General features: G+C 74.3%; 18 protein-coding genes. 13 read left to right on the top strand and 5 right to left on the bottom strand.

Features of this window, described 5'->3' with window-relative positions; translation table 11 throughout:
- The first annotated feature begins 54 nt into the window (after positions 1-54).
- The 5 genes from AC6JBM_RS54285 to AC6JBM_RS54265 are packed head-to-tail and all read left to right on the top strand — an operon-like array spanning position 55 to position 6,611.
- Entirely contained in the window at positions 55-1,446 is a 1,392-nt protein-coding gene (locus AC6JBM_RS54285) for an ABC transporter substrate-binding protein (protein WP_497981276.1), read from the top strand.
- The gene (locus tag AC6JBM_RS54280) at positions 1,443-3,284 is read left to right on the top strand and encodes an MGH1-like glycoside hydrolase domain-containing protein (RefSeq protein ID WP_497981275.1); all 1,842 of its coding nucleotides are present in this window, start codon (positions 1,443-1,445) and stop codon (positions 3,282-3,284) included. The genes AC6JBM_RS54285 and AC6JBM_RS54280 overlap by 4 nt, the downstream gene beginning before the upstream one ends.
- Positions 3,281-4,879 (top strand): FAD-dependent oxidoreductase, encoded by a 1,599-nt coding sequence (locus AC6JBM_RS54275; protein ID WP_497981274.1) that lies wholly within the window; start codon positions 3,281-3,283, stop codon positions 4,877-4,879. Before AC6JBM_RS54280 ends, AC6JBM_RS54275 begins: the two co-directional genes overlap by 4 nt.
- The gene (locus AC6JBM_RS54270; RefSeq protein WP_497981273.1) at positions 4,879-5,853 is read left to right on the top strand and encodes an ABC transporter ATP-binding protein; all 975 of its coding nucleotides are present in this window, start codon (positions 4,879-4,881) and stop codon (positions 5,851-5,853) included. Before AC6JBM_RS54275 ends, AC6JBM_RS54270 begins: the two co-directional genes overlap by 1 nt.
- A complete protein-coding gene (locus tag AC6JBM_RS54265; protein WP_497981272.1) occupies positions 5,850-6,611 on the top strand; it encodes an ATP-binding cassette domain-containing protein in 762 nt (253 codons plus the stop codon). The genes AC6JBM_RS54270 and AC6JBM_RS54265 overlap by 4 nt, the downstream gene beginning before the upstream one ends.
- On the opposite strand, the gene AC6JBM_RS54260 is transcribed toward AC6JBM_RS54265, so the two are convergent.
- Entirely contained in the window at positions 6,608-7,492 is an 885-nt protein-coding gene (locus AC6JBM_RS54260) for an NADP-dependent oxidoreductase (protein WP_497981271.1), read from the bottom strand. The two genes, AC6JBM_RS54265 and AC6JBM_RS54260, sit on opposite strands and share 4 nt — an antisense overlap.
- A 61-nt stretch (positions 7,493-7,553) precedes the next feature.
- Between AC6JBM_RS54260 and AC6JBM_RS54255 the strand changes: the two genes are divergently transcribed.
- Together AC6JBM_RS54255 and AC6JBM_RS54250 are read left to right on the top strand one after the other, a co-directional pair.
- A complete protein-coding gene (locus AC6JBM_RS54255; protein WP_497981270.1) occupies positions 7,554-8,078 on the top strand; it encodes a TetR/AcrR family transcriptional regulator in 525 nt (174 codons plus the stop codon).
- Positions 8,079-8,088: 10 nt separating this feature from the next.
- Positions 8,089-8,448 (top strand): GntR family transcriptional regulator, encoded by a 360-nt coding sequence (locus AC6JBM_RS54250; RefSeq protein WP_433078458.1) that lies wholly within the window; start codon positions 8,089-8,091, stop codon positions 8,446-8,448.
- Here AC6JBM_RS54250 and AC6JBM_RS54245 read toward each other — a convergent pair.
- On the bottom strand, positions 8,445-9,335 hold the full coding sequence (locus AC6JBM_RS54245) for a hypothetical protein (RefSeq protein ID WP_497981269.1): 891 nt from the start codon (positions 9,333-9,335) through the stop codon (positions 8,445-8,447). The genes AC6JBM_RS54250 and AC6JBM_RS54245 overlap by 4 nt on opposite strands.
- Positions 9,336-9,449: 114 nt before the next feature.
- Between AC6JBM_RS54245 and AC6JBM_RS54240 the strand changes: the two genes are divergently transcribed.
- From AC6JBM_RS54240 to AC6JBM_RS54225, 4 genes are all read left to right on the top strand, one after another.
- Complete coding sequence (locus AC6JBM_RS54240; protein ID WP_497981268.1) at positions 9,450-10,529, top strand: GGDEF domain-containing protein; 1,080 nt, start codon at positions 9,450-9,452, stop codon at positions 10,527-10,529.
- A gap of 42 nt (positions 10,530-10,571) precedes the next feature.
- Positions 10,572-11,411, top strand: a complete 840-nt coding sequence (locus AC6JBM_RS54235) for a hypothetical protein (RefSeq protein ID WP_497981267.1) — start codon at positions 10,572-10,574, stop codon at positions 11,409-11,411.
- 162 nt (positions 11,412-11,573) lie between these two features.
- Positions 11,574-13,349 carry a DUF6311 domain-containing protein gene (locus AC6JBM_RS54230; protein WP_497981266.1) on the top strand — a complete coding sequence of 592 codons (1,776 nt, stop codon included), beginning with the start codon at positions 11,574-11,576 and terminating at the stop codon, positions 13,347-13,349.
- Between the two features lie 84 nt (positions 13,350-13,433).
- The gene (locus AC6JBM_RS54225) at positions 13,434-14,648 is read left to right on the top strand and encodes an MFS transporter (RefSeq protein WP_497981265.1); all 1,215 of its coding nucleotides are present in this window, start codon (positions 13,434-13,436) and stop codon (positions 14,646-14,648) included.
- On the opposite strand, the gene AC6JBM_RS54220 is transcribed toward AC6JBM_RS54225, so the two are convergent.
- The 3 genes from AC6JBM_RS54220 to AC6JBM_RS54210 form a co-directional block, all read right to left on the bottom strand.
- Positions 14,638-15,561, bottom strand: coding sequence for a hypothetical protein (locus AC6JBM_RS54220; protein ID WP_497981264.1), 924 nt, complete (start codon positions 15,559-15,561; stop codon positions 14,638-14,640). The two genes, AC6JBM_RS54225 and AC6JBM_RS54220, sit on opposite strands and share 11 nt — an antisense overlap.
- Before the next feature lie 907 nt (positions 15,562-16,468).
- On the bottom strand, positions 16,469-17,794 hold the full coding sequence (locus AC6JBM_RS54215) for a chitosanase (RefSeq protein ID WP_497981263.1): 1,326 nt from the start codon (positions 17,792-17,794) through the stop codon (positions 16,469-16,471).
- Positions 17,795-17,891: 97 nt separating this feature from the next.
- Positions 17,892-18,545, bottom strand: coding sequence for a TetR/AcrR family transcriptional regulator (locus tag AC6JBM_RS54210; protein ID WP_497981262.1), 654 nt, complete (start codon positions 18,543-18,545; stop codon positions 17,892-17,894).
- A 109-nt stretch (positions 18,546-18,654) separates the two neighbouring features.
- Here AC6JBM_RS54210 and AC6JBM_RS54205 point away from each other — a divergent pair, with 109 nt between their 5' ends.
- Both AC6JBM_RS54205 and AC6JBM_RS54200 read left to right on the top strand, forming a co-directional pair.
- Positions 18,655-19,806 carry an FAD-dependent oxidoreductase gene (locus AC6JBM_RS54205; protein ID WP_497981261.1) on the top strand — a complete coding sequence of 384 codons (1,152 nt, stop codon included), beginning with the start codon at positions 18,655-18,657 and terminating at the stop codon, positions 19,804-19,806.
- 10 nt (positions 19,807-19,816) lie between these two features.
- Complete coding sequence (locus tag AC6JBM_RS54200) at positions 19,817-20,977, top strand: DUF2786 domain-containing protein (RefSeq protein WP_497981260.1); 1,161 nt, start codon at positions 19,817-19,819, stop codon at positions 20,975-20,977.
- Positions 20,978-20,984 lie beyond the last annotated feature (7 nt).

Below are 20,984 nucleotides of genomic sequence, written 5' to 3'. Positions count from 1 at the left end.
GCCGCCTGCAGCACGACCAGCGGTGGCGGCGACAGCGCCCAGCGGGACTCGATCGTGGTCAGCGGCACCTACCCGGTCGACTCGCTCGACCCGCACTCCGCGGCGGGCGGCTCGGCCGGCAAGGAGTTCACCGGCCAGTCCATCTACGGCCGGCTCACCCGCCCCGACGCCAAGGGCAAGATCGTCGCCGACCTGGCCACCAAGTGGACCCCGGACGCCACCGCCACGGCCTGGACCTTCAACCTGCGCAGCGGGCTGCAGTTCTCCGACGGCACCCCGCTGACGTCCGAGGACGTGGTCGCGTCGTTCCAGCGGCTGCTCGCCGGGGACAGCCCCAACAAGAGCAACTTCACCGGCGCCAAGATCGCGGCCCCGGACAAGGACACCGTGGTCATCACCGCGGCCAAGCCCGACGCGGCCCTGCCCAGCAAGCTCGCGATCTTCTTCGTCCTGCCCAAGACCATCGGCGCGGACTTCTTCAAGAAGCCGGTCGGCTCCGGGCCGTACATGGTCAAGTCGTTCGCCCCCGGAGAGCGCCTCGTGCTCACCGCCAACGACAAGTACTGGGGCGGCAAGCCGAAGATCGAGACCGTGACCGTGCGCACCATCCCGGACCTCTCCGCCCGGCTGACGGCGCTGCGCACCGGCGAGGTCGACCTCATCTGGGGCGTGCCCGACGACCAGCTCAAGACCCTCAAGGCCGACGCCGGACTCAAGCACGAGTCGGTGCCGAGCCACCAGGTGTTCACGATGTGGTTCAACTCCTCCATCCCGGCGCTGGCCTCCCCGGCGGTCCGCAACGCGCTGTGGAAGGCCGTCGACTTCAAGACCATCATCGCCGGCCTGTATCCGGAGACCGGCGCGCTCGCGGTGGCCCCGGTCGCGCCGACGGTGTTCGGCTACAGCCCGCAGCAGCCCAAGACGTACGACCCGGCGGCCGCCAAGGCCGAGCTGAGCGCGGCCGGCTTCGACTTCGGCAAGCCGCTGCGGCTGCAGTTCGCCAACGCCGAGTTCCGCGCCTTCAACCAGGCGGTCGTGTCGGACCTGGCGAAGATCGGGGTGAAGATCGACCTGCAGGAGAAGGAGCAGGCGGTGTTCATCAAGGACCTGCTGGCCATGGACTGGGATGTCAACTTCCAGCAGCTGGGCACCGCGGGGTTCGACGCCTCGGCCAACCTCGGCCGGCTCTACCCGTGCGCGGCCAAGCGCACCGGCTACTGCAACGCCGAGCTGGACAAGCAGCTCACCGCGGCCGGCACCACCACCGACGAGAACGCCCGTGCGGCCGACTACGCCGCCGCGAGCAAGATCATCTGGGATGACGCCGTGGGCATGTACCCGATGACGGTCCAGATCGCGTACGTGTGGAACAAGCGGCTGGACGGGTTCACCCGCGACGCCAGCGGCTACCCGGACTTCTCCGCGGCGACGGTCAGCGCCACGTGACCGCCTACGACGAGGTCCAAGCCCGCCTGGCCCGCGGCTGGAACACCTTCGACACCCGCAGCCTGCTCACCCAGGTGCTCCTGCCCGAAGGGCTCGCGGTCGCGCTGGGCATCAAGGAGTACTACCGCGGCAACGCCCTGCACCAGGTGCAGATCGGCCGCCGTGACGAGGACGCCGAGGAGGTGAGGCTCGGCCCGCACGCCGTCGACGGCTCCTACACCGCGCTCACCGTGCGCTGGCGCGGCATCGAGCTGGACGTGGAGACCGCGCACGCCGGAGCGGACCTGGTGATCCTGGTGACCCCGCGGGCGAACCAGGCCCAGCCGGCGACGCTGACGGTGTCGGCCGGTCCACTGTGGAATCTCCCCGGCTCGGTCCGCCGCGCCGGGGAGGTCCTCGAGGCGTCGCTGCCCGGCCGGGACGAGCCGCTGGCCGTGCACACGACCGCCGCGCCGGTCGACGACCCGTACGCCGACCTGACCGGGCCGTACCTCGCGGCGCGCCTGGACGGGCCGGTCGGGGTGAGCACCGGCACCGCCCGGGACCTCGCCGGGATCGAGGCGGCCGTCGCCGCCGGCCGCGAACGGCTGCGGCCCGCGCCGGCCGGCACCGACGCGGAGCACCGGGACCTGATCCGCGACGCGATCGCCTGGAACACCGTGTACGAGCCGGCGGGCCGGCGCGTGGTGACCACCGTGAGCCGGCTGTGGAACGTCGGCAAGCGCGGCGGGTACGCGCTGTTCTGCTGGGACAACTACTTCAACGCGCTGCTCGCCGGGCTGTTCAGCGCCGATCTCGCCTACGCCAACGCGGTGGAGATGACCCGCGCGCTCACCCCGGACGGGTTCGTGCCCAACGTCGAGCAGGGCACCGGCCGGCGCACGTACGACGGTTCGCAGCCGCCGGTCGGCGCGATGGTGGCCCTGCAGCTGTACCGCCGCTTCGGCGAACGCTGGTTCCTCGAGGAGGTCTTCCCCGGCCTGCTCAGCTGGAACCGCTGGTGGTGGCGGGTACGCCGGGACGGCGATCTGCTCTGCCTGGGCTCGACCGCGTTCGAGCCGCAGTGGCCGTCGCCGCAGGACGTCCCGCGGATCAACCAGCACTTCGGGGCCACCTGCGAAAGCGGCTGCGACGACCATCCGATCTTCGCCGACATCCCGTACGACCCCCGGGCCGGCCTGCTGCGCGCCCACGACATCGGCCTCAACAGCGAGTACGCGATGGACTGCGAGGCCCTGGCGGACATCGCCGCGATCCTCGGCCACGCCGCCGAACGCGACGAACTGCGCGAGCGCGGCGCCGCGGTGGCGGCCGGCGTCGAGCGGACGCTGTGGCAGGAGGACACGGACTCCTACCGCAGCCGGCGCACCGACACCGGCGCGTACACGCGCGACATCTCCCCGATGAGCTTCTACCCGCTGCTCGCCGGGATCGGCGCCGGCGGACGGGCCGCCCGCACCGTCGGGCGGTACCTGCGCGACGAGCGGTACTTCGGCGGCCGGTGGGCCATCCCGTCCACGCCGCGCACCGACGCCGAGTCGGCCTCCCGCAGCTACTACTGGAAGGGCCGGGTCTGGCCGCCGATGAACTTCCTCGTCTACCTGGGCCTGCGCCGCGCCGGCCTGGCCGAGGAGCGGCGCTGGCTCGCCGAGCGCAGCGCGGACGTGGCGATGCGGGAATGGCGCGAGGCCCGGCACGTGCACGAGAACTACTCCGCCGCCAGCGGCGAGGGCTGCGACAAGGCCAACAGCGAACCGTTCCATTCCTGGGGGGCCCTGCTCAGCCTGATCCCCCTGATCGAAAGCGGCGACGCACCGTACTTCCAGGAGGGGTCATGAGCGTGGACGTCCTCGTCGTCGGCGGCGGACTCGGCGGGGTGGCCGCCGCGCTGGCCGCCCTGCGCCGCGGCCGCACGGTGCTGGTCACCGAGGAGACCGACTGGCTGGGCGGGCAGCTCACCGCCCAGGCCGTGCCGCCCGACGAGCACCCGTGGATCGAGCAGTTCGGCTGCACCGCCTCCTACCGCGCCCTGCGCGAGGCCATTCGCGGGCACTACCGGCGCTGGTACCCACTGAGCGAGCGCGGCCGCACCGCGCTGCACCTCAACCCGGGCGAGGGCACCGTCAGCCCGCTGTGCCACGAACCGCGGGTCGCCGCGGCGGTCATCGAGTCCATGCTCGCCCCGTGGACCGCCGCGGGCCGGTTGCGGGTGCTGTACCGGCACCGCCCCGTCGCCGCCGACGTCGCCGGGGACCGGGTGCGGGCCGTGGTCGTCGAGGACGCCGACGGCAACCGGATCGAGCTCGCGGCGCCGTACGTCATCGACGCCACCGAGCTCGGCGACCTGTTGCCGCTGACCGGCACCGAGCACGTCACCGGCTTCGAGTCGCGCGAGCGGACCGGCGAGCCACACGCCCCGGCCGAGGCGCAGCCGGACAACATGCAGGCCTTCAGCTGGTGCTTCGCCCTGGACCACCGCGCCGGCGAGGACCACACCATCGACAAGCCCGCCGAGTACCACTTCTGGCGCTCGTTCAGCCCGGAGTTCTGGGGCGGCCCGCTGGTGTCGCTCACCGCGCCGGATCCGCGCACGCTGCAGCCGTACGCGCGCTCGTTCGTGCCGAACGCCGGTCCGGACGGCGACATCGTGGCCGACCAGAGCCGCAGCGCCGGCGACAGCGAGCTGTGGGTCTTCCGCCGGATCGTCTCGCGGCGCATGTTCACCGACGGGTTCGCCGGCAGCGACGTCACCCTGGTCAACTGGCCGATGATCGACTACTTCCTCGGGCCGCTGATCGGCGTCAGCGAGGAGGAGAAGGCCAAGCATCTCGCCTCGTCCCGGCAGCTGAGCCTCAGCATGCTCTTCTGGCTGCAGACCGAGGCGCCGCGGCCCGACGGCGGCACCGGGTGGCCGGGCCTGCGGCTGCGGGGCGACGTCATGGGCACCGGCGACGGCTTCGCCAAGGCGCCGTACATCCGCGAGTCGCGCCGGATCGAGGCCGAGTACACGGTCGTCGAGCAGGATCTGTCGCTCGAGGTCCGCGGCGAGCGCGGCTCGGTGGTGTATCCGGACAGCGTCGGCGTCGGCGCCTACCGCATCGACCTGCACCCCTCGACCGGGCTGGAGACGTACATCGACATCGGCGCGACCCCGTATCACCTGCCGCTCGGCGCGCTGCTGCCGGTGCGGGTCGACAACCTGCTGCCGGCGGCGAAGAACATCGGCACCACCCACATCACCAACGGCTGCTACCGCATGCACCCGACCGAGTGGAACATCGGCGAGGTCGCCGGCTCGCTCGCCGCGTACTGCCTGGAGCACCGGCTGGCGCCCCGGCAGGTGCGCGCCGACCCGCGCCGGTTCCGGGACTTCCGCGCCTCCCTCGTGCGCGCCGGCGTCGAGGTCGGCTGGCCCCGGATCGGCGGGTACTGATGGAGGCCCTGCTCACCGTGCGCGACCTCGTCGTCCAGGCCGAGCGGCCCGGCGCCGAACCGCTGCGGATCCTCGACGGGGTCGGCTTCGAGGTGCCCGCCGGGCAGACGCTCGGCGTCGTCGGGGAGTCCGGCAGCGGCAAGACCATGACCGCCACGGCCGTGCTGGGCCTGCTGCCGAGCGGCCTGTCCGTGACCTCCGGCGCCATCGAGTTCGCCGGCACCGACCTGGTCGGCCTGCCCGAGCCGCGGCGCCGGGCGCTGCGCGGCAGCGACATCGCGATGGTCTTCCAGGACCCGCTGTCTGCGCTCAACCCGGTGCAGCCGGTCGGCCGGCAGGTCAGCGAGGTGGCCCGCCGGCGCGAGGGCCTGTCCCGGGCGGCCGCCGGCCGGCTCGCGGTGGAGTTGCTCGAGCGGGTCGGCGTGCCGGACCCGGCCCAGCGGGCCCGCGCGTATCCGCATCAGCTGTCGGGCGGGCTGCGCCAGCGGGCCGTGATCGCGATGGCGCTCGCCGGGCGGCCGCGCCTGATCCTGGCCGACGAGCCGACGACCGCGCTGGACGTGTCGGTGCAGGCCCGCATCCTCGGGCTGCTGGCGAAGATCCAGGCCGAGGACGGCGTGTCGGTCCTGCTGATCAGCCACGACCTGCGGGTCATGGCGCACGCGACCCAGCACGTGGCCGTGATGTACGCCGGCCGGGTCGTGGAGCGCGGCGCCACCCGGGACCTGCTCGACGCGCCCCGGCACCCGTACACCGCGGCGCTGGTCCGCTCGGTGCCGGCGGTGCACACCCGCACCGCCGCGGTGGCGCCGATCCCGGGCAACCCGCCGAACCTGGCCGCCCTGCCGCCGGGGTGCCGCTTCCACCCGCGCTGCCCGCTCGCCGCGGACCGCTGCCGCACCGAGGCGCCGGCGCTGCGAGAGGTCGCGCCGGGCCGGCTCGCCGCCTGTCACTTCGCCGAGGAGCTGTCATGACCCTGCTGTCGGTCGAAGAGGTCTGGACCACATTCCGGGCGCCCGGCGGTCGCGGGCTGCGCCGCCCCGAGATCCAGGCGGTGGCCGGCGTCGACCTCACCGTCGCCGCCGGCGAGACCGTCGGGCTCGTCGGCGAGTCCGGCTCCGGCAAGTCCACCCTGGCCCGCACGATCGTCGGTCTCGAACGCGCGCGCCGCGGCCGGATCGTCTTCGACGGCACGAACGTCACCCGCGGCTGGCCGCGCGGTCTGCGCCGCGACGTCCAGATGGTGTTCCAGGACCCCCGCTCCTCCCTCAACCCGCGGATGCGCGTCGGTGACATCGTCGCCGAGGGCCTGCGCGCCCGGCCCGCATCGGTGGCGGCCGACGTCGCGAAGCGCCTGGAGCAGGTGGGCGTCGACCCCGCCCTCGCCGCCCGACGCCCGGCGGAGCTGTCCGGCGGCCAGTGCCAGCGCGTGGCGATCGCCCGGGCGCTGGCGTTGCGGCCGCGGCTGCTGGTGTGCGACGAGGCGGTGTCGGCGCTGGACGTGTCGGTGCAGGCCCAGATTCTCGCGCTGCTCGCGGACCTGCGCGCCGAACTGGGCCTGACGATGCTGTTCATCTCCCACGACCTCGGCGTGGTCCGCCAGCTCGCCGATCGCGTCGCCGTCATGTACCGCGGGCGGATCGTCGAGCAGGGCCCGGCCGAGCAGGTGTACGAGGAGCCGGCCCACGAGTACACCCGGAGCCTGCTCGCCTCGGCCCTCGAACTGCACTAGGTGCCGATCTCGTAGGCGAGCTTGCCGCGGCGGGAGGTGGTCTCGAAGGCGCGGTGCGCCGCGGGCGGGTCGGACATCGGGTACGTGGCCTGCAGCGGCACCCGAATCCGGGCCGCCTCCGCGAGTCCGTGGTGGCCGCCGGGCTCCCCCGCCGGCTCGCCCATGGACAGGGCGGCGCCGAGCCCGGGCGCGGCGAAGTCGGCGATGCTCAGCACGCGGGCCGCGTCCCCGGTGGCCTCGATCAGCGCCGGGAGCAGCCCGCCCCCGGCCGTGTCCAGGGCGCGGTCGAACCGGCCGGCGATCTCCCGGCCCAGGGGCTCGGCGCCCAGGGCGGCCACGAAGTCGGCGGCGTCGCTGCTGCCGGTGCCGTACACCCGGATGCCCCGCAACACCGCGAGCTGGACGGCGATGCTCCCCACCCCGCCCGCCGCGCCGGTGACGAGCAGGCGCATGCCGGGCTCGAGCGCGAGCCGGTCGAGGGCGCGCGTGGCCGTCTCCAGGCTCGTCGCGGCCGCGCCCGCCTCGGCCCACGGCAGTCGCGGGGGCCGGCGAGCCCAGTGGCGCAGAACGGCGAGCTGGGCCGTGGCCCCGCCCAGGGTCGCGAGCGGCACGATGCCGAAGACCTCGTCGCCGGGCGCCCATCCGGTGACGCCGGGGCCGAGCTCGTCGATCACGCCGGCCGCGTCGACGCCGGGGATGTGCGGGCGCGGCAGCCGGGCCGCGGACGGGGACGTGCCGGCCCGCAGCGCGACGTCGACAGGTGAGACGCCCGCGGCGCGGACCCGGATGCGCACCTCCCCCGGGCCGGGGTGCGGGTCGGGGGCCTCGGCGAGCTGGAGGACCTCGGGCGGTCCGAACTGCGCGAACTGTACGGCGAGCATGCGGGCTACGGTAGGCACGTCCCCGCCGCACCGGCCGGAAGTGAGTGCCTTGGACTCGCAAGTGACTCGGAAACGGCGCGCGGACGCGCTGGAGAACCGCGACCGGATCGTGGCCGGGGCGCGGGCGACGTTCGGGGCCGGCGGGCTGGACGTGCCGACCCGGGCGGTGGCGCGGGCCGCGGGCGTCGGGGTCGCGACCGTCTACCGGCACTTCCCCAGCCGCGGGGAGCTCGTCGACGCGGTGCTGGACGAGCTCGTCGCCGGGTGCGAGCGGGACCTGCGGGCGGCGGTGGGACAGGCCGATCCCCGGGCGGGGCTGGAGCTGGTGGTGCGGGGGTTCGCGGGGCGGCGGGTCGCGGCCGGCGGGCTGGGGGAGGTACTGCTGCGGCGTTTTCCCGCACAGCGGGCCGACCATGCCGCGCAGCTCGACGCGCTCGTCGCGCGGGCGGTCCGGGCCGGCGTGGTGCGCGACGGGCTGACGGTGCGCGACGTGCGGGCCGGGCTCATGGGGATCGCGGGGGTCGGTGCGGTGCCCGAGGCGGCGACGCGGCTCACGGAGGTCGTGCTGGCCGGGATATTGGCGTGATACTGGCGTGATGTTCGTCATCGACGCGGGGTCGGCGGTGCCGCCCTTCGAGCAGCTGCGGCTGCAGGTCGCGGCCCGCATCCGGGACCGCTCGCTCGCCGTGGGCACCCGGCTGCCGACGATCCGCAGCCTCGCCGCCGAGCTGGGGCTCGCCGTGAACACCGTCGCCCGCGCGTACCGCGAGCTGGAGGACGCCGGGCTGATCGAGACGCGCGGCCGGGCCGGCTCCTACGTGACCGCGGCCGGGCAGGCGGCGCTGGAGCGGGTGCGGCGGGCGGCCGAGGAGTTCGCGGCCGTCGTCGCCGCCTCCGGGATCGGCCCCGAGGAGGGGCTGCGGATCGCGGAGGCGGCGCTCAACGTCAGGACCTAGCCCGTGACGGCCATCGACTGGAGCATGAGCTTCGCCTGGATGGCCGCGGCCGAGGGCTCCATGGGGTTGAACATGAAGGCCAGCAGCGCGTCGGTGCCCACCCAGGCGCAGATGGACAGCGTCACCCCGGTCGCGTCCGTCTTCTGGCACTCGGCCTTGCCGCCGAGCTTGCCCGGGTCGAACGGGGTCGAGTCGCTGCCGGTGCCGCCGAGGGACTTGAAGGCGCCGTCGAAGAAGTCCTTGAGCTGCTTGTCCGGGCCGCCGATGCTGAACCCCGAGCCGGTGCCGCCCCAGGCCACGACGACCTGCGAGCTCTTCTGGGTGTTCTGGTACTGCGCGGCGAACGGGTTCTGCACGCCGGCGTCCGTCATCTGCTGGCTCATCGTCTTGGCCTGGTCCTGGTTGGACTGCTTCTTCCAGTTGCCGATGGTGGCCGGGTCGGTGAGCGTGACCTTCGGGGTCTTCGGGGCGCTCGTGGTCCGGGTCGGGCCGGCCGACGCCTGCGGCTTCGCGCTCTCGGTCGTCGAGGAGGCCGTCGGGGTCTTCGCCTCGTCGTTCTTGTTCAGGTTGACGTAGGCGACCGCGCCGACGCCGCCGCACAGGACGACCACGATCGCGGCGATGCCCAGGCCGATCAGCAGGCCGTTGCCCTTCTTCTTGGGCGGGGGCGTGTAGAGCGGCGGCGGCTGGTTGTAGCCATAGCCCTGGTCGTAGGACGGGGGCTGCTGGTACGCGGGGGGCTGCTGGTAGGAGGGCGGCTGCTGCCCGTACCCCTGGTCGTACGCCGGGGGCTGCTGGCCATAGCCCTGGCCGTATCCCTGGCCATAGGAGGGCTGCTGCTGGCCATAGGGGTCGTAGTTCGGCTGGGGCGCGTAGGGGTCAGACATGAAAGCTCCTCGGCACACTGAAGACCCCGCGCAGCATAGTCGGCCCTCGCTACACCCGGTGTCTGATAGTGGGCGAACGCTCAGCTTCGCACCCTGGCCGCCGATCGGCATTCGGTGTGGCGCGCGGCGGTCCGGCCCCTGATCCACGCGCGCGACCGGGTGGCGGCGACGCGGGCGGTGGCGTACTTCCTCATGGCCGGCGGCTCGGTCGTCGGCGCCTGCGCGCTGCTCGTGCCGGGGTTCGCGGGCGGATCGACGCTCGGCGTGCTGACCACCGAGGCCGTGGCCGGGGCCATGGTGGCCGCGGGCGCGCTGTGCCGGCTGGCCCCGCAGCGGGTGCCGGAGCCGTTCTGGGTGATCGTGCCGTTCCTGGCGGTCCTGCTGATCGGCGTCCTGAACCTCGTCACGCGGGACGTGAGCGTCAGCGCGCACCTGTACTTCCTGTGGCCCCTGCTGTACGCCGCGACCTTCGTCCGCCGCGACGTCATGTACGTCCTGCTCGCCGTGGCCAGCCTGACCGACGCCGTGGTGACCTTCTGGATCAAGTCCGACGTGACCGCCGTCACCGACATCGCCGCGCTCGTGACCGCCTACGCCGTGTCCACGATCGTCGTGTCGAAGCTGCAGGCCCGGTCCGAGGCCCTGGTCACCCGGCTCGAGGAGCAGGCGCTCACCGACCCGCTCACCGGGCTGCCCAACCGGCGCGCGTTCGACCTGGACCTGGGCCGGGCGCTGCACGCCGGGGCCGAGCGCGCCCTGCTCATCATCGACGTCGACCACTTCAAGACGATCAACGACACCTGGGGGCACGGCACCGGCGACGCCGTCCTCACCCGCGTGGGCGCGGCCCTGCGCGCGGCGGCCGGGCCCGGCGACTGCCCCGCCCGGCTCGGCGGCGACGAGTTCGCGGTCGTGGTCGCCGGCGCCGAGGAGCGCGCCCGGGCCGTGGCGGCGCAGGTGCGCGCGCACGTGGCGAGCGGCTCGGACCTGCCCGACGGGCTGCCCACGCTCAGCATCGGCCTCGCCACCACCGCCGACCTGCCGGCACCCACCGCCGAGGCGCTGCTGGCCGCGGCCGACCGGGCCCTGTACGACGCCAAGGTGCGCGGCCGCGACCGTGTGGCGTCGACCAGCACGCGCGACGAACGGCGCAAAGATCCTCGTTTTCTGACTACAAGGAGTAGCGATGGGTAAACATAGGGTGACTGCTACCGAGACCAACGGGGGTTTCACCCAATGCCTGCCAGCAAGAGCAAACGGCGACTGCCGGTCGCGGTCGGGGCCGCCAGCTTCCTCGCCGTGCTGACCGCCGGCGTTGTCCACCAGACCGGGGCCGACGCGCAGACCGTGCCCGGCGGGGTGCGCGCGGCCGGGACCATGACGCCGGACCCCGCGCTCAGCGCGTGGACGACGGCCTACCCGGGCGCGCCCACCGCCACGGCGACGCCGTGCCCGACCGACACGTTCGGCAACCCCGGGATGCCCAACCCGGGCGGCACGATCGTCATGCCGCCGAGCCTGCCCGCGCCGGGCGCCTCGGTGATCATTCCGCCGGGCGCCTTCGACACGCCGAGCGGTCCCGCGGGCGCGGTGGAGGAGACTCCGTCGACGCTGCCGACGCAGGACCCGATCCCGGACCCGACCGCGACCACCATGCCGGGCGTGACGCCGACCTTCGGCGGGGACGTCGTGCCGGCGCCGACCGACACGGTGAACCCGCAGCCGACCGACACGGCGACCCCGCTGCCGACCGGCACGGTGACGGCCCCGGTGCCGGCGCCGACGGACACCTGCACCACCGCGCCGATGCCGGTGCCGACCGACACGTTCGGCAACCCGGTGCCGCAGCCGACGGACACGCTGCCCGTGCCGATGCCGACCGACACGCTGAACCCGGGTCCGGTGCCGACCGACACGACCAACCCGGTGCCGGTGCCGACCGACATCAACGGCAACCCAATCCCGCTGCCGGCGCCGACCGACACGTTCGGCAACCCCGTGCCGGTCCCGACCGACACGTTCGGGACCCAGCCGGTGCCCATGCCGACGATCACCTACACCGAGCGCGGCCGGTAGGTAGCGGCCGTTCAGCGGCGGCGAACGACGCGGGGCGGGTCCGGGTTCCCGGATCCGCCCCGCTGATATTGTCACGCGATGTTGACGGGTACGGCCGGTTCTGACGACACGGACGACACGACCGCACCTGCCACCGGCAGGCTCGTGCGACAGCGCGGCAGAGTGCCGCAGGAGACCAGCGAGGAATCGGACAGCATCGCCGCCATCACCACCACGCGGACGTCCAGCCGCCGGGCCGACCTGCTCGCGCTCGGCAGCTACCTGCTGGGCGCGCTGTTCGTGGTCGCGCCGATCCTGGCCCACTACGGCCGGCGGATGCCGATCAGCCCCGGCGACCGGGCCCAGGCCGAATACTTCCTGGCCTGGTCGGCCCGGGTGGTCTCGCACGGCGAGAACCCGTTCCACATCGTGCAGTACAACGCGCCCCTCGGCGTCAACGGCATGGCCAACACGAGCGTCCTCGGCCTCGGGCTGCCCCTCTCGCCGATCACGCTGCTGTTCGGGCCGCAGGTCACGTTCGACATCCTGATCGTGCTCGGCATCGCCGGGACCGCGGCCGCGTGGTACTGGGTGCTGTCCCGGCACCTGGTCGCCGGCCGGACCGCCGCCTGGGTCGGCGGGCTCGTCGGCGGGTTCGCGCCCGCGGTGACCTCGCACGCGTCCTACCACGTGAATCTCGTCGCGCAGTTCCTGGTACCGCTGCTGGCCTGGCGTTCCCTGAAGCTGCTCGAGGGCCGCCCCGTGCGCAACGGGCTGATCCTGGCCGCGCTCGTCGTCTACCAGGTCTTCATCAACGAGGAGACGCTGTTCCTGGCCGCGCTCGCGATCGGGGCGGTGCTGATCCTCTACGCGGTGCAGCGCCGCGACCGGGTGCGGGCCGCGCTCCGGCCGCTCGCGGCCGGGCTCGGCGTGACCCTGGGCGCCTCCATCGTGGTGCTCGCCTACCCGCTGTGGTTCCAGTTCTTCGGCCCGGGCGCGTACAACGGCGGCGAAAAGTACATGACCACGTTCCGCATGGACGTGCTCGGCATGACGTCGTACGGCAGCAACAGCGTGGCCGAGCGCCTGCGCCGCTTCGGCGAGCCCCCGCCGCCGCTGGGCGCGGAGGAGCACGGCTACCTCGGCTGGGCCCTGGTGCTGCTGCTGGTCGCGCTGGTCATCTGGCAGTGGCACGACGTGCTGGTGCGCTGCCTGGCGATCACCGGCCTGGGCTTCCAGATGCTGGCCTGGGGCACCCCGCTGCAGTTCCAGGGCCGCGACACCGGCGTGCCCGGCCCGTTCTGGGTGCTGCAGCACCTGCCGCTGTTCGACACGCTGCTGCCGACCCGGCTCGGCGAGGTCACGAACTGGGCGGTCGTGCCGATCCTCGCGATCGGCGTGCAGCGGCTGATCGACCTGCGCGGGCTACCGGTGCGCACGCGGCGGCTGTTCCTGGTCACGGCGCTCGCGGCGGCGCTGGTGCCGGCCGCGCCGATGCCGATCAAGGTCGTGACGCGGCCCGCGATCCCGCAGTTCGTGGCGGCGGGGACGTGGAAGCAGTACGTCGGCGCGGATCAGACGGTGCTCATCGTGCCGCTGCCGCAGTGGGACTTCCCGACGGCGATCTTCTGGACCGGATCGACCAACACGAACATGAAGGTCTCGCACGGGTACTTCCTGGGTCCCGCCGACGGCGTCACCGGCCACCACGCCTTCGTCGGGCCGGTGCTGCGGCCGACCGACCGGCTCTTCACGCAGGCGATGTACCAGCAGACGGCGCCGCCGGTCACCGACGCCGACCGGGCGCGGGCGCGGGAGGATCTGCGGTACTGGCACACGTCGCTGATCCTGGCCCCGGAGGGCGCGCAGTGGACCGCGGTGCGCACCACGCTCACCGCCCTCTACGGCCCGGGCACCAACACCGGCGGCCTGTGGATGTGGGACGTCCGCTCGCTCTAGCGGCCGGCGCCGGTGACCCGTAGCGGTTGACAGATCGCGCTCCGCGCGCGTCCATCGAGTAATGCCGATCGAGGACGCGCGCGGGTGAGGCGCGTGCTCGCCGTGCCGGCGGCCCGGACGTACCTGCTCGGGCAGACGGTGTCACTGCTCGGCGACTCGACCCTGTGGCTGGCCATGAGCGTGTGGGTCAAGACGCTCACCGGGAGCAACGCGGCGGCCGGGCTGGTGTTCCTCTGCTTCACCGCCCCGGCGCTGCTCGGACCCGTGGCCGGGGCCCTGGTCGACCGGTTCCGCCGGCGCTCGCTGCTCATCTGGGCCAACGCCGCGGCGGGGGCGGCCGTGCTGCCGCTGCTGGCGGTGGACGGCCCGCGCCGGATCTGGCTCGTGTACTGCTCGATGGCGCTGTGCGGCGCGGCGTACACCCTGCTCACCCCGGCCCAGTCCGCCCTGCTGGTCTCGATCGTCCCCCGCGACCTGCTCGCCGACGCCAACGGCCTGCTGCGCACCGCCCAGGAGACGCTGCGCCTGGTCGGGCCGCTGCTCGGGGCCGGGCTGTTCGTGGCGGCCGGGCCGAAGGCGGCGGTGCTGATCGACGTGGTCAGCTGCGCCGTGCCGATCGCCTGCCTGCTGCGCCTGCGGGTCGAGGAGCGGCGGCCGGAGCGGTTCACGGGCGGGGGCGGCGGCCTCGGGTTCATCGCCCGCTCGCCCCGGCTGCGGGCCGTGGTGCTGGCGGCGGCGGGCGCGCTGTGCGTCTTCGGCTTCGCCGAGACCACCGTGTTCGCGGTCGCCGAGCAGGGCCTGCACCGCTCCCCCGCGTTCGTCGGGGTGCTCGCCGCCGTGCAGGGGGCGGGGGCGCTGGTCGGCGGGCCGAGCGCGGCGCCGCTGGCGCGGCGGCTGGGCGAGGCGCGCCTGATGGCCGCGGGCATGCTGGCCGGGGCGGCGGGGGCACTGCTGCAGGCGGTTGCGAACCATGCGGCGGTACTGCCCGGAGCCGCGCTGTTCGGCATCAGCCTGCCCTGGCTGACGGTCGGGTTCACCACCCGCCTGCAGCGCGCCACGCCCGACCGGATGCAGGGCCGGGTCTTCGCGGCCGCGACCATGGCGGTGACCGTGCCGCAGACCGCGTCGATCGCGCTCGGGGCCGGGCTGATCGCCGTGACCGGCTACCAGGCACTGCTGGCGACCATCGCGGTGGTGCTCGTGCTGTGCGCGGCGTACCTGTTCGCACAGCCGGCCGAGCCTCCGGGGCCGGCCGGGCCGCCGGCACCAGGGCATCGCCGCGCCGAGGTCAGCCCATGACCCTCGCGCCGTAGGCGGTGGCGACGGACAGCAGGGCGCGGGCGGTCCGGGCCCGGCGCAGGTCGGCGGCGGTCAGGGCGCGCCAGTCCGGGGGCAGGGCGTGCAGCTGCGCGACCGTCATCGGCAGGTGGCCCAGGCTCAGCCGGGTCAGGTCGGCGGCGTGGGGCCTGGCGGCGCGGGCGGTCAGGCTGCGCACGAACCACATCCAGCGCCAGACCCACTCCTCGCGGGGCCAGGCGCCCGCGTCGGCGGCCTGGTCGAGCAGCCACAGCTCCAGGCCGGCCCAGTCGGCCGCGTGGTCGGGGTCGCCGAAGCGCAGGGTGGCGAGCGGGTGCAGCAGGGAGGTCCACCAGTCGGCGGCCTCGGAGGTGTCCGGGACCCGGTCGGCGAGCCACTCGGCGCGCTCGGTGCGCGAGAGCGGCAGCAGCAGGGACAGGCTCTCGCAGACCGCGCGCCAGCGAGCCTCGGGCAGGGCCGGGAGGTCGGGCACGGGCCAGACGGGCGCGGCGATCGCGATGACGGTGCCGTCGTCGGCGGCGGTGACGGTCGAGCCGCTCAGGGGCGCCCGCAGGGTCTGGTCGGTGACGCCGGCCCGGGTCGCGGGCAGCTGGACCAGGCTCTGGCCGGCCCGGCGCAGCTCCTCCCGGAGGTCGTCGAGGCGGACCCGGGCCGGGAGCCGGTCGGCCCGTACGACCAGGAAGCGGCCCTGCCACGGCTCGTCGGGGCCGAGGCGCTCGTAGTGGACCTCGACGTCGCCGAAGTCGCGGTACATGCCGTCGGGGCCCGCGTGCTCGGCGAACTCGGCGCCCAGGGTGGCGGCGAGGGCGTGGATCGGGGCGTCGGCGCTCAGGCCCTGCACGCGGGCGGTGGCGAGCGCCTCGGCGCACAGCTCGAGGGGTCCGGGGGCGCTCATTGCGGCCACCCGCCGGCACCGAGCCGGGCCCGGCGCGCGGCCACGTTCGCCGCGCGCGGGGATGCAGTGAGATCGAAGATCGCCAGCGCCACGCCAGCGATCGTACGCACCCGTGCAAAGGGGCGCCCGGCGCTTGCCGATCACGGCCCGGGACGGGGTCGATGCGCTGGGTGGCCACCGGCGGCCTGGCACGCCATACGGCCGGCCACGGCCCGGACACGCGGCGCGAACTCGGGCCCACGGCGCGCGCTCAGCAACGGCCCGCACCTGGACACGGCCCCCGCGCTCGGACACGGCCCGCACTGAGACACAGCCCGCACTCAGACACGGCCCGCACTCGGACACGGCCCACGCTCGGACACGGCCCACGCTCGGACACGGCCCACGCTCGGACACGGCCCACGCTCGGACACGGCCCACGCTCGGACACGGCCCACGCTCGGACACGGCCCGCGGACGGCGCAACCGACTGCGCGGCCCCGCACGGCGCGGCCAACCGCGCGGCCCGCACTCGGCGCGACCTGCCACGCTCGGCGCGATTAACCTCGCGGACCGCACTTGGCGGAACCAACTGCGGTCCACGCTCGGCGCGACCGACCGCGGCCCGCACCCGGCGCGACCTGTCGAAGCCCCGCGCGCGGCGAGAGCGTGTGGCCGCAGGTTCCCGCGCGGTCAGCCGCAGAAGGCGCTGAATACGACCTTGCGCGTATATCCGAAATGTCGGATATGTCGTGGCGCGCCAGCGCCCGACATATCCGGTTCGACTGTTCGGTGCGGGTAGGAGGGCGCCGGCCCTTGGCACCGCGGGCCTGGCTGGGCGGGCCCCTCCGGCCGAAGGCCCTCGGGCCCGCCCATTTGTCTGGCGGGAGCAACGGTCAGATCGTGACGCGGACCCGAGTCATGGACCCTACGGAATGCGGTAGCTCTCCCCGTAGACCTTCCACGCGAGCGGCGTGTGCAGGTCCAGGTTGCCGTCCCTGAGGAACTGGCGCTGGGCGGTGTCCACGCGGCTCGTGTCGCTGTGCGCGGCCTCCGTGCGCATGGCCGCGGCGCGCGCGTCCAGGAACGCGGCCAGGAAGGCGGGCTCGTCACCGCCCTGGGCCGGGGACTTCGCCCTGGCCAGCGCCGCCTTGCGGATGCCGCCGAAGCTGTCCGCGTCCGGGCCGGGGCCGTGCATGACCATCGCGTCGTAGTAGGCGAACTGGCCGAGCACGCCGAGGCCGTCGGACTTCGCCTGGGTCACGGCGGGGTTGAAGTACACGCGGTCGCGCTCGTCGTCCTGGGCCTTCGTGAACTCGGGGTCGGCCGCGGCCGAGCGCCAGGCCTCGGGGAAGCCGTCGAGGCCGGCGTGGGAGTCGGTGCCGTTGACCTTGCGCAGCGCGGGCAGGAACCGCGCGAGGGGGTTGCCGGGGACGCGGGACGTGTACGCCTCGACGAGGTCCAGCATGTCGCCGGTGCCGGAGCAGAAGCCGATGATGCCGCCGGTGTAGCCGCGGCCGTCGTTGATGTCCTCGATGTAGCGGTACTGGGCCTTCCAGTCCAGGCTCGAGTTCTCGGCCGAGGAGACCAGCTGCATCGCGATCTCCTTCTTGCGCGGATCCGCCAGGCCGGTGCCCGAGGGTGTCGCCGTGGCCGTCCCGGCGGTCGCGGGCCTCGACGGGCGCGGGGCGCCGGAGGTGATCACCGGGGCCGCCTGCGAGGCGCGGCCGGGGCGTCGCGGGGCGGGGGCGTCGCCCGAGGCCGGGCCGGTGCCATAGATGTCGAAGTCGTACAGCGAGTAGCCCCACCTGGTGCCGCGGGCGGTGCCGTACATGCGGACGTAGCGGCCCTCCCCCGTCAGGCCGGTCAGGTCGTCGGTGCCCCCGTCGCCGGCTCGCGTACCGGCGATCGTGGTCCACGTCGTACCGTCGTCCGAGGTCTGCACGTCGTACGCCCGGCCGTACGCGGTCTCCCAGCGCAGCCGGACGCGGCCGATCGCGTGCCGCGCGCCGAGGTCGACGGCGATCCACTGCGGGTCGGCGCCCTCCTCGCTGCCCCACCGGGTCCGGCCGTCGCCGTCGACGGCGTTGGCCGCGCCGAGCTCGGGCGACTCCACCGAGGAGGCCTCGACCGGCCGGCCCGCCGACAGCAGCGCGTCGGTGGCGGCCTCGGCGCCGGCGTTGGCCCAGACGGCGACCGGCAGCGCGACGAGCACCCCGGTGGCGGCGAGCCACCCGGCGAGCCTGCGAGACATGTGCATCGGGCCCTCCCGGCTCACGGTTGCGACGGGAGGATCGGACCACGCGTGAGGGTCCGCTGACTGCGCGCTAAAGCTGGATTTCAGGCAAGCCTCAGCCCGCCGCATCACGTTCGGGTGACGCCGTGAAAGGAAGCGGCCCCGCCAGCCCGTTGAGCAGCAGGTCCGTGAAGGCGTCGACGACCTGCTCGTCGTCGTAGGCGCCGCCGGGCGGCAGGGCGTAGCTCACCAGGGCCAGCATCGCGCCCAGGCCCGCGGCGAGCAGCTCGGGCTCGCCCGGCAGGGGGTGGCCGCGCTCGCGCAGCCACTCGAGGTGCTCACGCAGGATGCCCGTCTGCTCGGTCAGGTCGCGCCAGGAGCGGCCCGAGGCCGGGTCGTCGGCCACCATCGACTGGAACATCGCCACCTGGATCGCCCGGTGCTGGCGCATCACGCCCCACGCGATGCCGAGGTGCGCGCGCAGCTGGGCGCGGTCGGTCAGGTCGTGGTCGCGGGGGTGTGCGCGGGAGTGTTCGTCGGCGGCCAGGCGCTCGTCGGCCGAGGCCTCGATGTCGCCCATGAGCGCCCGCAGCAGCTCGTCCTTGTCCGCGAAGTGCTCGTAGAACGAGCCCGTCGAGCGGCCGGCGGCGGCGGTGATGTCGGTGATCTTCGTGTTGAGGTAGCCGCGCTCGCCGAACAGCGTGCGGGCCGCGTCGAGCAGCGCGGCCCGGGTCTGCGCGGCCCTCGCCTTGCGTACCCCCTGCGTCATGGCCAGTGATCCTTCCAGATTTCCGCGGGTTGACAGCCACCACGCTACCGAACACACTTTCACCGAAGGCAGATTCAGTGAATCGGAATTCAGCCAAGGAGGGGCAGCCATGCGGGCGATCGTGATCGGGGGCGGGGTGGGCGGGGCAACGGCGGCGCTGGCGCTGCGGCGCATCGGGGCCGGCGTGACGGTCTACGAGGCTCACGAGGACCCGGCCGGCGACGTCGGGGCGTGGATCAGCCTCGCCGCCAACGGGCTGCGGGCCGTCGACGCGCTGGGGTGCCTGGACGCGGTGCGGCGGGCCGGGTTCGAGATCGAGCGGCAGCGGATGTGGTCGGCCGGGGGCATGCTCATCGCCGACGTGGCCCGCGGCCGGCGCGAGCGCGACCCGCTGCGCAGCGTGTCGCTGCTGCGGGGCCGGCTCGTCGCCGTGCTGCGCGAGGCCGCGGCGGAGGCGGGCGCCCGGATCGTCACCGGCGCCCGGCTGACCGGGGTCGCCGAGACCGGGACGGGCGTGCTGGCCACGTTCCAGGACGGGTCCACCGACACCGCGGACGTGCTCGTCGCCGCCGACGGCATCTGGTCGACGGTGCGCGGGCAGCTCGACCCGGGCGCGCCGGTGCCGCAGTACGCCGGGCTGTACTCGGTCTCCGGCGTGTCCGAGCCGGGCGGGATCGACCCCGGGGTGTTCAACCTGACCTTCGCCCGCAACGGCGCCTTCCTGCACCTGCGGGCCGGCGACGAGGTGTGGTGGTCGGCCCAGGTCGCCTCGCCGGTCGCCCCGGTGCGGGCCGGGGTCGCCGACGCCGACCGGCTGGCCGCGCTGGCCGAGGCCTTCCGCGAGGAGACGGCGCCGGCCGCGATCATCGCGGCGACCACCGCGCTGCAGCCCACGACCGTCATGCACGTGCTCGAACCGGTCACGACCTGGCACAGCGAGCGCATCGTGATCATCGGGGACGCCGCGCACCCGGTCGGGGCCGGGCAGGGCGCCTCCATGGCCGTCGAGGACGGGCTGACGCTCGCCGCGGCCCTGCGGGCGGAGCCGTCGATCGCGGGGGCCCTGCGCCGCTACGACGCCGAGCGGCGGCCCCGGATCGCGAAGGTGCTGGGCACGGCCGAGGACAACCGCGGCGCCAAGACGGCCGGGCCGGTCGGGCGCCGCCTGCGGGCCGCGATGATGAAGATCTTCGTGCCGTTGTTCTACGAGCGGGCCACAGCCTGGTTGTACGCGTACGAGCCCGCGAAACTCGGCCAGTAGCCTTGGCGCGGTGAAGCAGATCGACGACCTCGTGCGCGGGGCGGTGGCCTACGACGACGGGCTCGACCTCCTCGCCGTCGCCCCCGCCGCCGAGGTCGACCCCGCCCTGTTCGCCGCGGTCGCCGACGCCGTCGCCCGGCTCGTGCGGGGCGGGTGGCAGCCGGCCGAGCTGCACCGGGCCGTGGTGCGCCGCGGCGGGACCGACCGGCCGTTGCTCGCCCACGCCGTCGTGGACGGGATCGCCGGCTTGCTGCGGCGGTACGACCGCAAAACCGTCGACGACCGCTGGCTCGCCCAGGCCGACGAGCTCGCGGCGAAGGTGTGGTGGAGCACCGACGCGCGCTATGTCACCGAGCTCACGGCCCGTCGGCGGCTCGACCGGATCTCCGTCGTCGACGATCTCGTCGGCCTGCTCGTCGTGCTCGCCGAGCTGCCTTCGATCGAGGTGCTGGTACCGCCGCCGGGGTCTGCGCCCAAACCGAAGCCCAGCGCGTCGAGGGTCGACGAGCGGCTGCTCGACCGGGTGCGGGCGCTGCTGGCCAAGGCCGAGTCGACCGGCTACCCGGCCGAGGCCGAGACGTACACGGCGAAGGCGCAGGAGCTCATCGCCCGCCACGCGATCGACGAGGCGCTGCTGGCCGGGCGCGAGGGCGGCGCCGACGTGGTGCCGTTCGCGCGGCGGATCGGGGTCGACCACCCGTACGAGGGCGAGAAGGCCTCGCTGCTCAGCGCCGTGGCGGAGGCGAACCGCTGCCACACCGTGTGGTCGCCCGACCTCGGCTTCACCACGGTGTTCGGGTTCGACGCGGACATCGACGCCGTCGACCTGCTGTACACCTCGCTGCTCGTGCAGGCCGGGCGGGCCATGGCGAAGTCCGAGCCGCCGGGCGGCAAGGCGGGCCGGGCGCGGCTCAAGGCGTTCCGGCAGTCGTTCCTCGTCGCGTACGCGGTGCGCATCGGCGAGCGGCTGGCCCACGCGACGGAGCTGGCGATCGAGGAGGCGGCCGCGGCGAGCGACCTGCTGCCGGTGCTGCGCTCCCGGGACCAGCAGGTGCGCGAGACGATGGCCCGCGTCTTCCCGCGCACCGTGCGCGGGCGCGGGAGCCGGGTCGACAGCCGCGAGGGCTGGGAGTCGGGCCGGGAGGCGGCCGACCGGGCGACCTTGAACTGATCGAACG

Source organism: Dactylosporangium thailandense (assembly GCF_059739745.1).
Note: the sequence above shows the minus strand (reverse complement) of the source record. Positions and strands in the feature narration are given on the sequence as shown.

Excerpts from the sequence above, each read along its gene's own strand:
- AC6JBM_RS54205 (WP_497981261.1), top strand. The coding sequence starts at position 18,655 with ATGCGGGCGATCGTGATCGGGGGCGGGGTGGGCGGGGCAACGGCGGCG.
- AC6JBM_RS54220 (WP_497981264.1), bottom strand. The coding sequence starts at position 15,561 with ATGAGCGCCCCCGGACCCCTCGAGCTGTGCGCCGAGGCGCTCGCCACC.
- AC6JBM_RS54260 (WP_497981271.1), bottom strand. The coding sequence starts at position 7,492 with ATGCTCGCCGTACAGTTCGCGCAGTTCGGACCGCCCGAGGTCCTCCAG.
- AC6JBM_RS54265 (WP_497981272.1), top strand. The coding sequence starts at position 5,850 with ATGACCCTGCTGTCGGTCGAAGAGGTCTGGACCACATTCCGGGCGCCC.
- AC6JBM_RS54250 (WP_433078458.1), top strand. The coding sequence starts at position 8,089 with ATGTTCGTCATCGACGCGGGGTCGGCGGTGCCGCCCTTCGAGCAGCTG.
- AC6JBM_RS54210 (WP_497981262.1), bottom strand. The coding sequence starts at position 18,545 with ATGACGCAGGGGGTACGCAAGGCGAGGGCCGCGCAGACCCGGGCCGCG.
- AC6JBM_RS54270 (WP_497981273.1), top strand. The coding sequence starts at position 4,879 with ATGGAGGCCCTGCTCACCGTGCGCGACCTCGTCGTCCAGGCCGAGCGG.
- AC6JBM_RS54235 (WP_497981267.1), top strand. The coding sequence starts at position 10,572 with ATGCCTGCCAGCAAGAGCAAACGGCGACTGCCGGTCGCGGTCGGGGCC.
- AC6JBM_RS54215 (WP_497981263.1), bottom strand. The coding sequence starts at position 17,794 with ATGTCTCGCAGGCTCGCCGGGTGGCTCGCCGCCACCGGGGTGCTCGTC.
- AC6JBM_RS54245 (WP_497981269.1), bottom strand. The coding sequence starts at position 9,335 with ATGTCTGACCCCTACGCGCCCCAGCCGAACTACGACCCCTATGGCCAG.
- AC6JBM_RS54275 (WP_497981274.1), top strand. The coding sequence starts at position 3,281 with ATGAGCGTGGACGTCCTCGTCGTCGGCGGCGGACTCGGCGGGGTGGCC.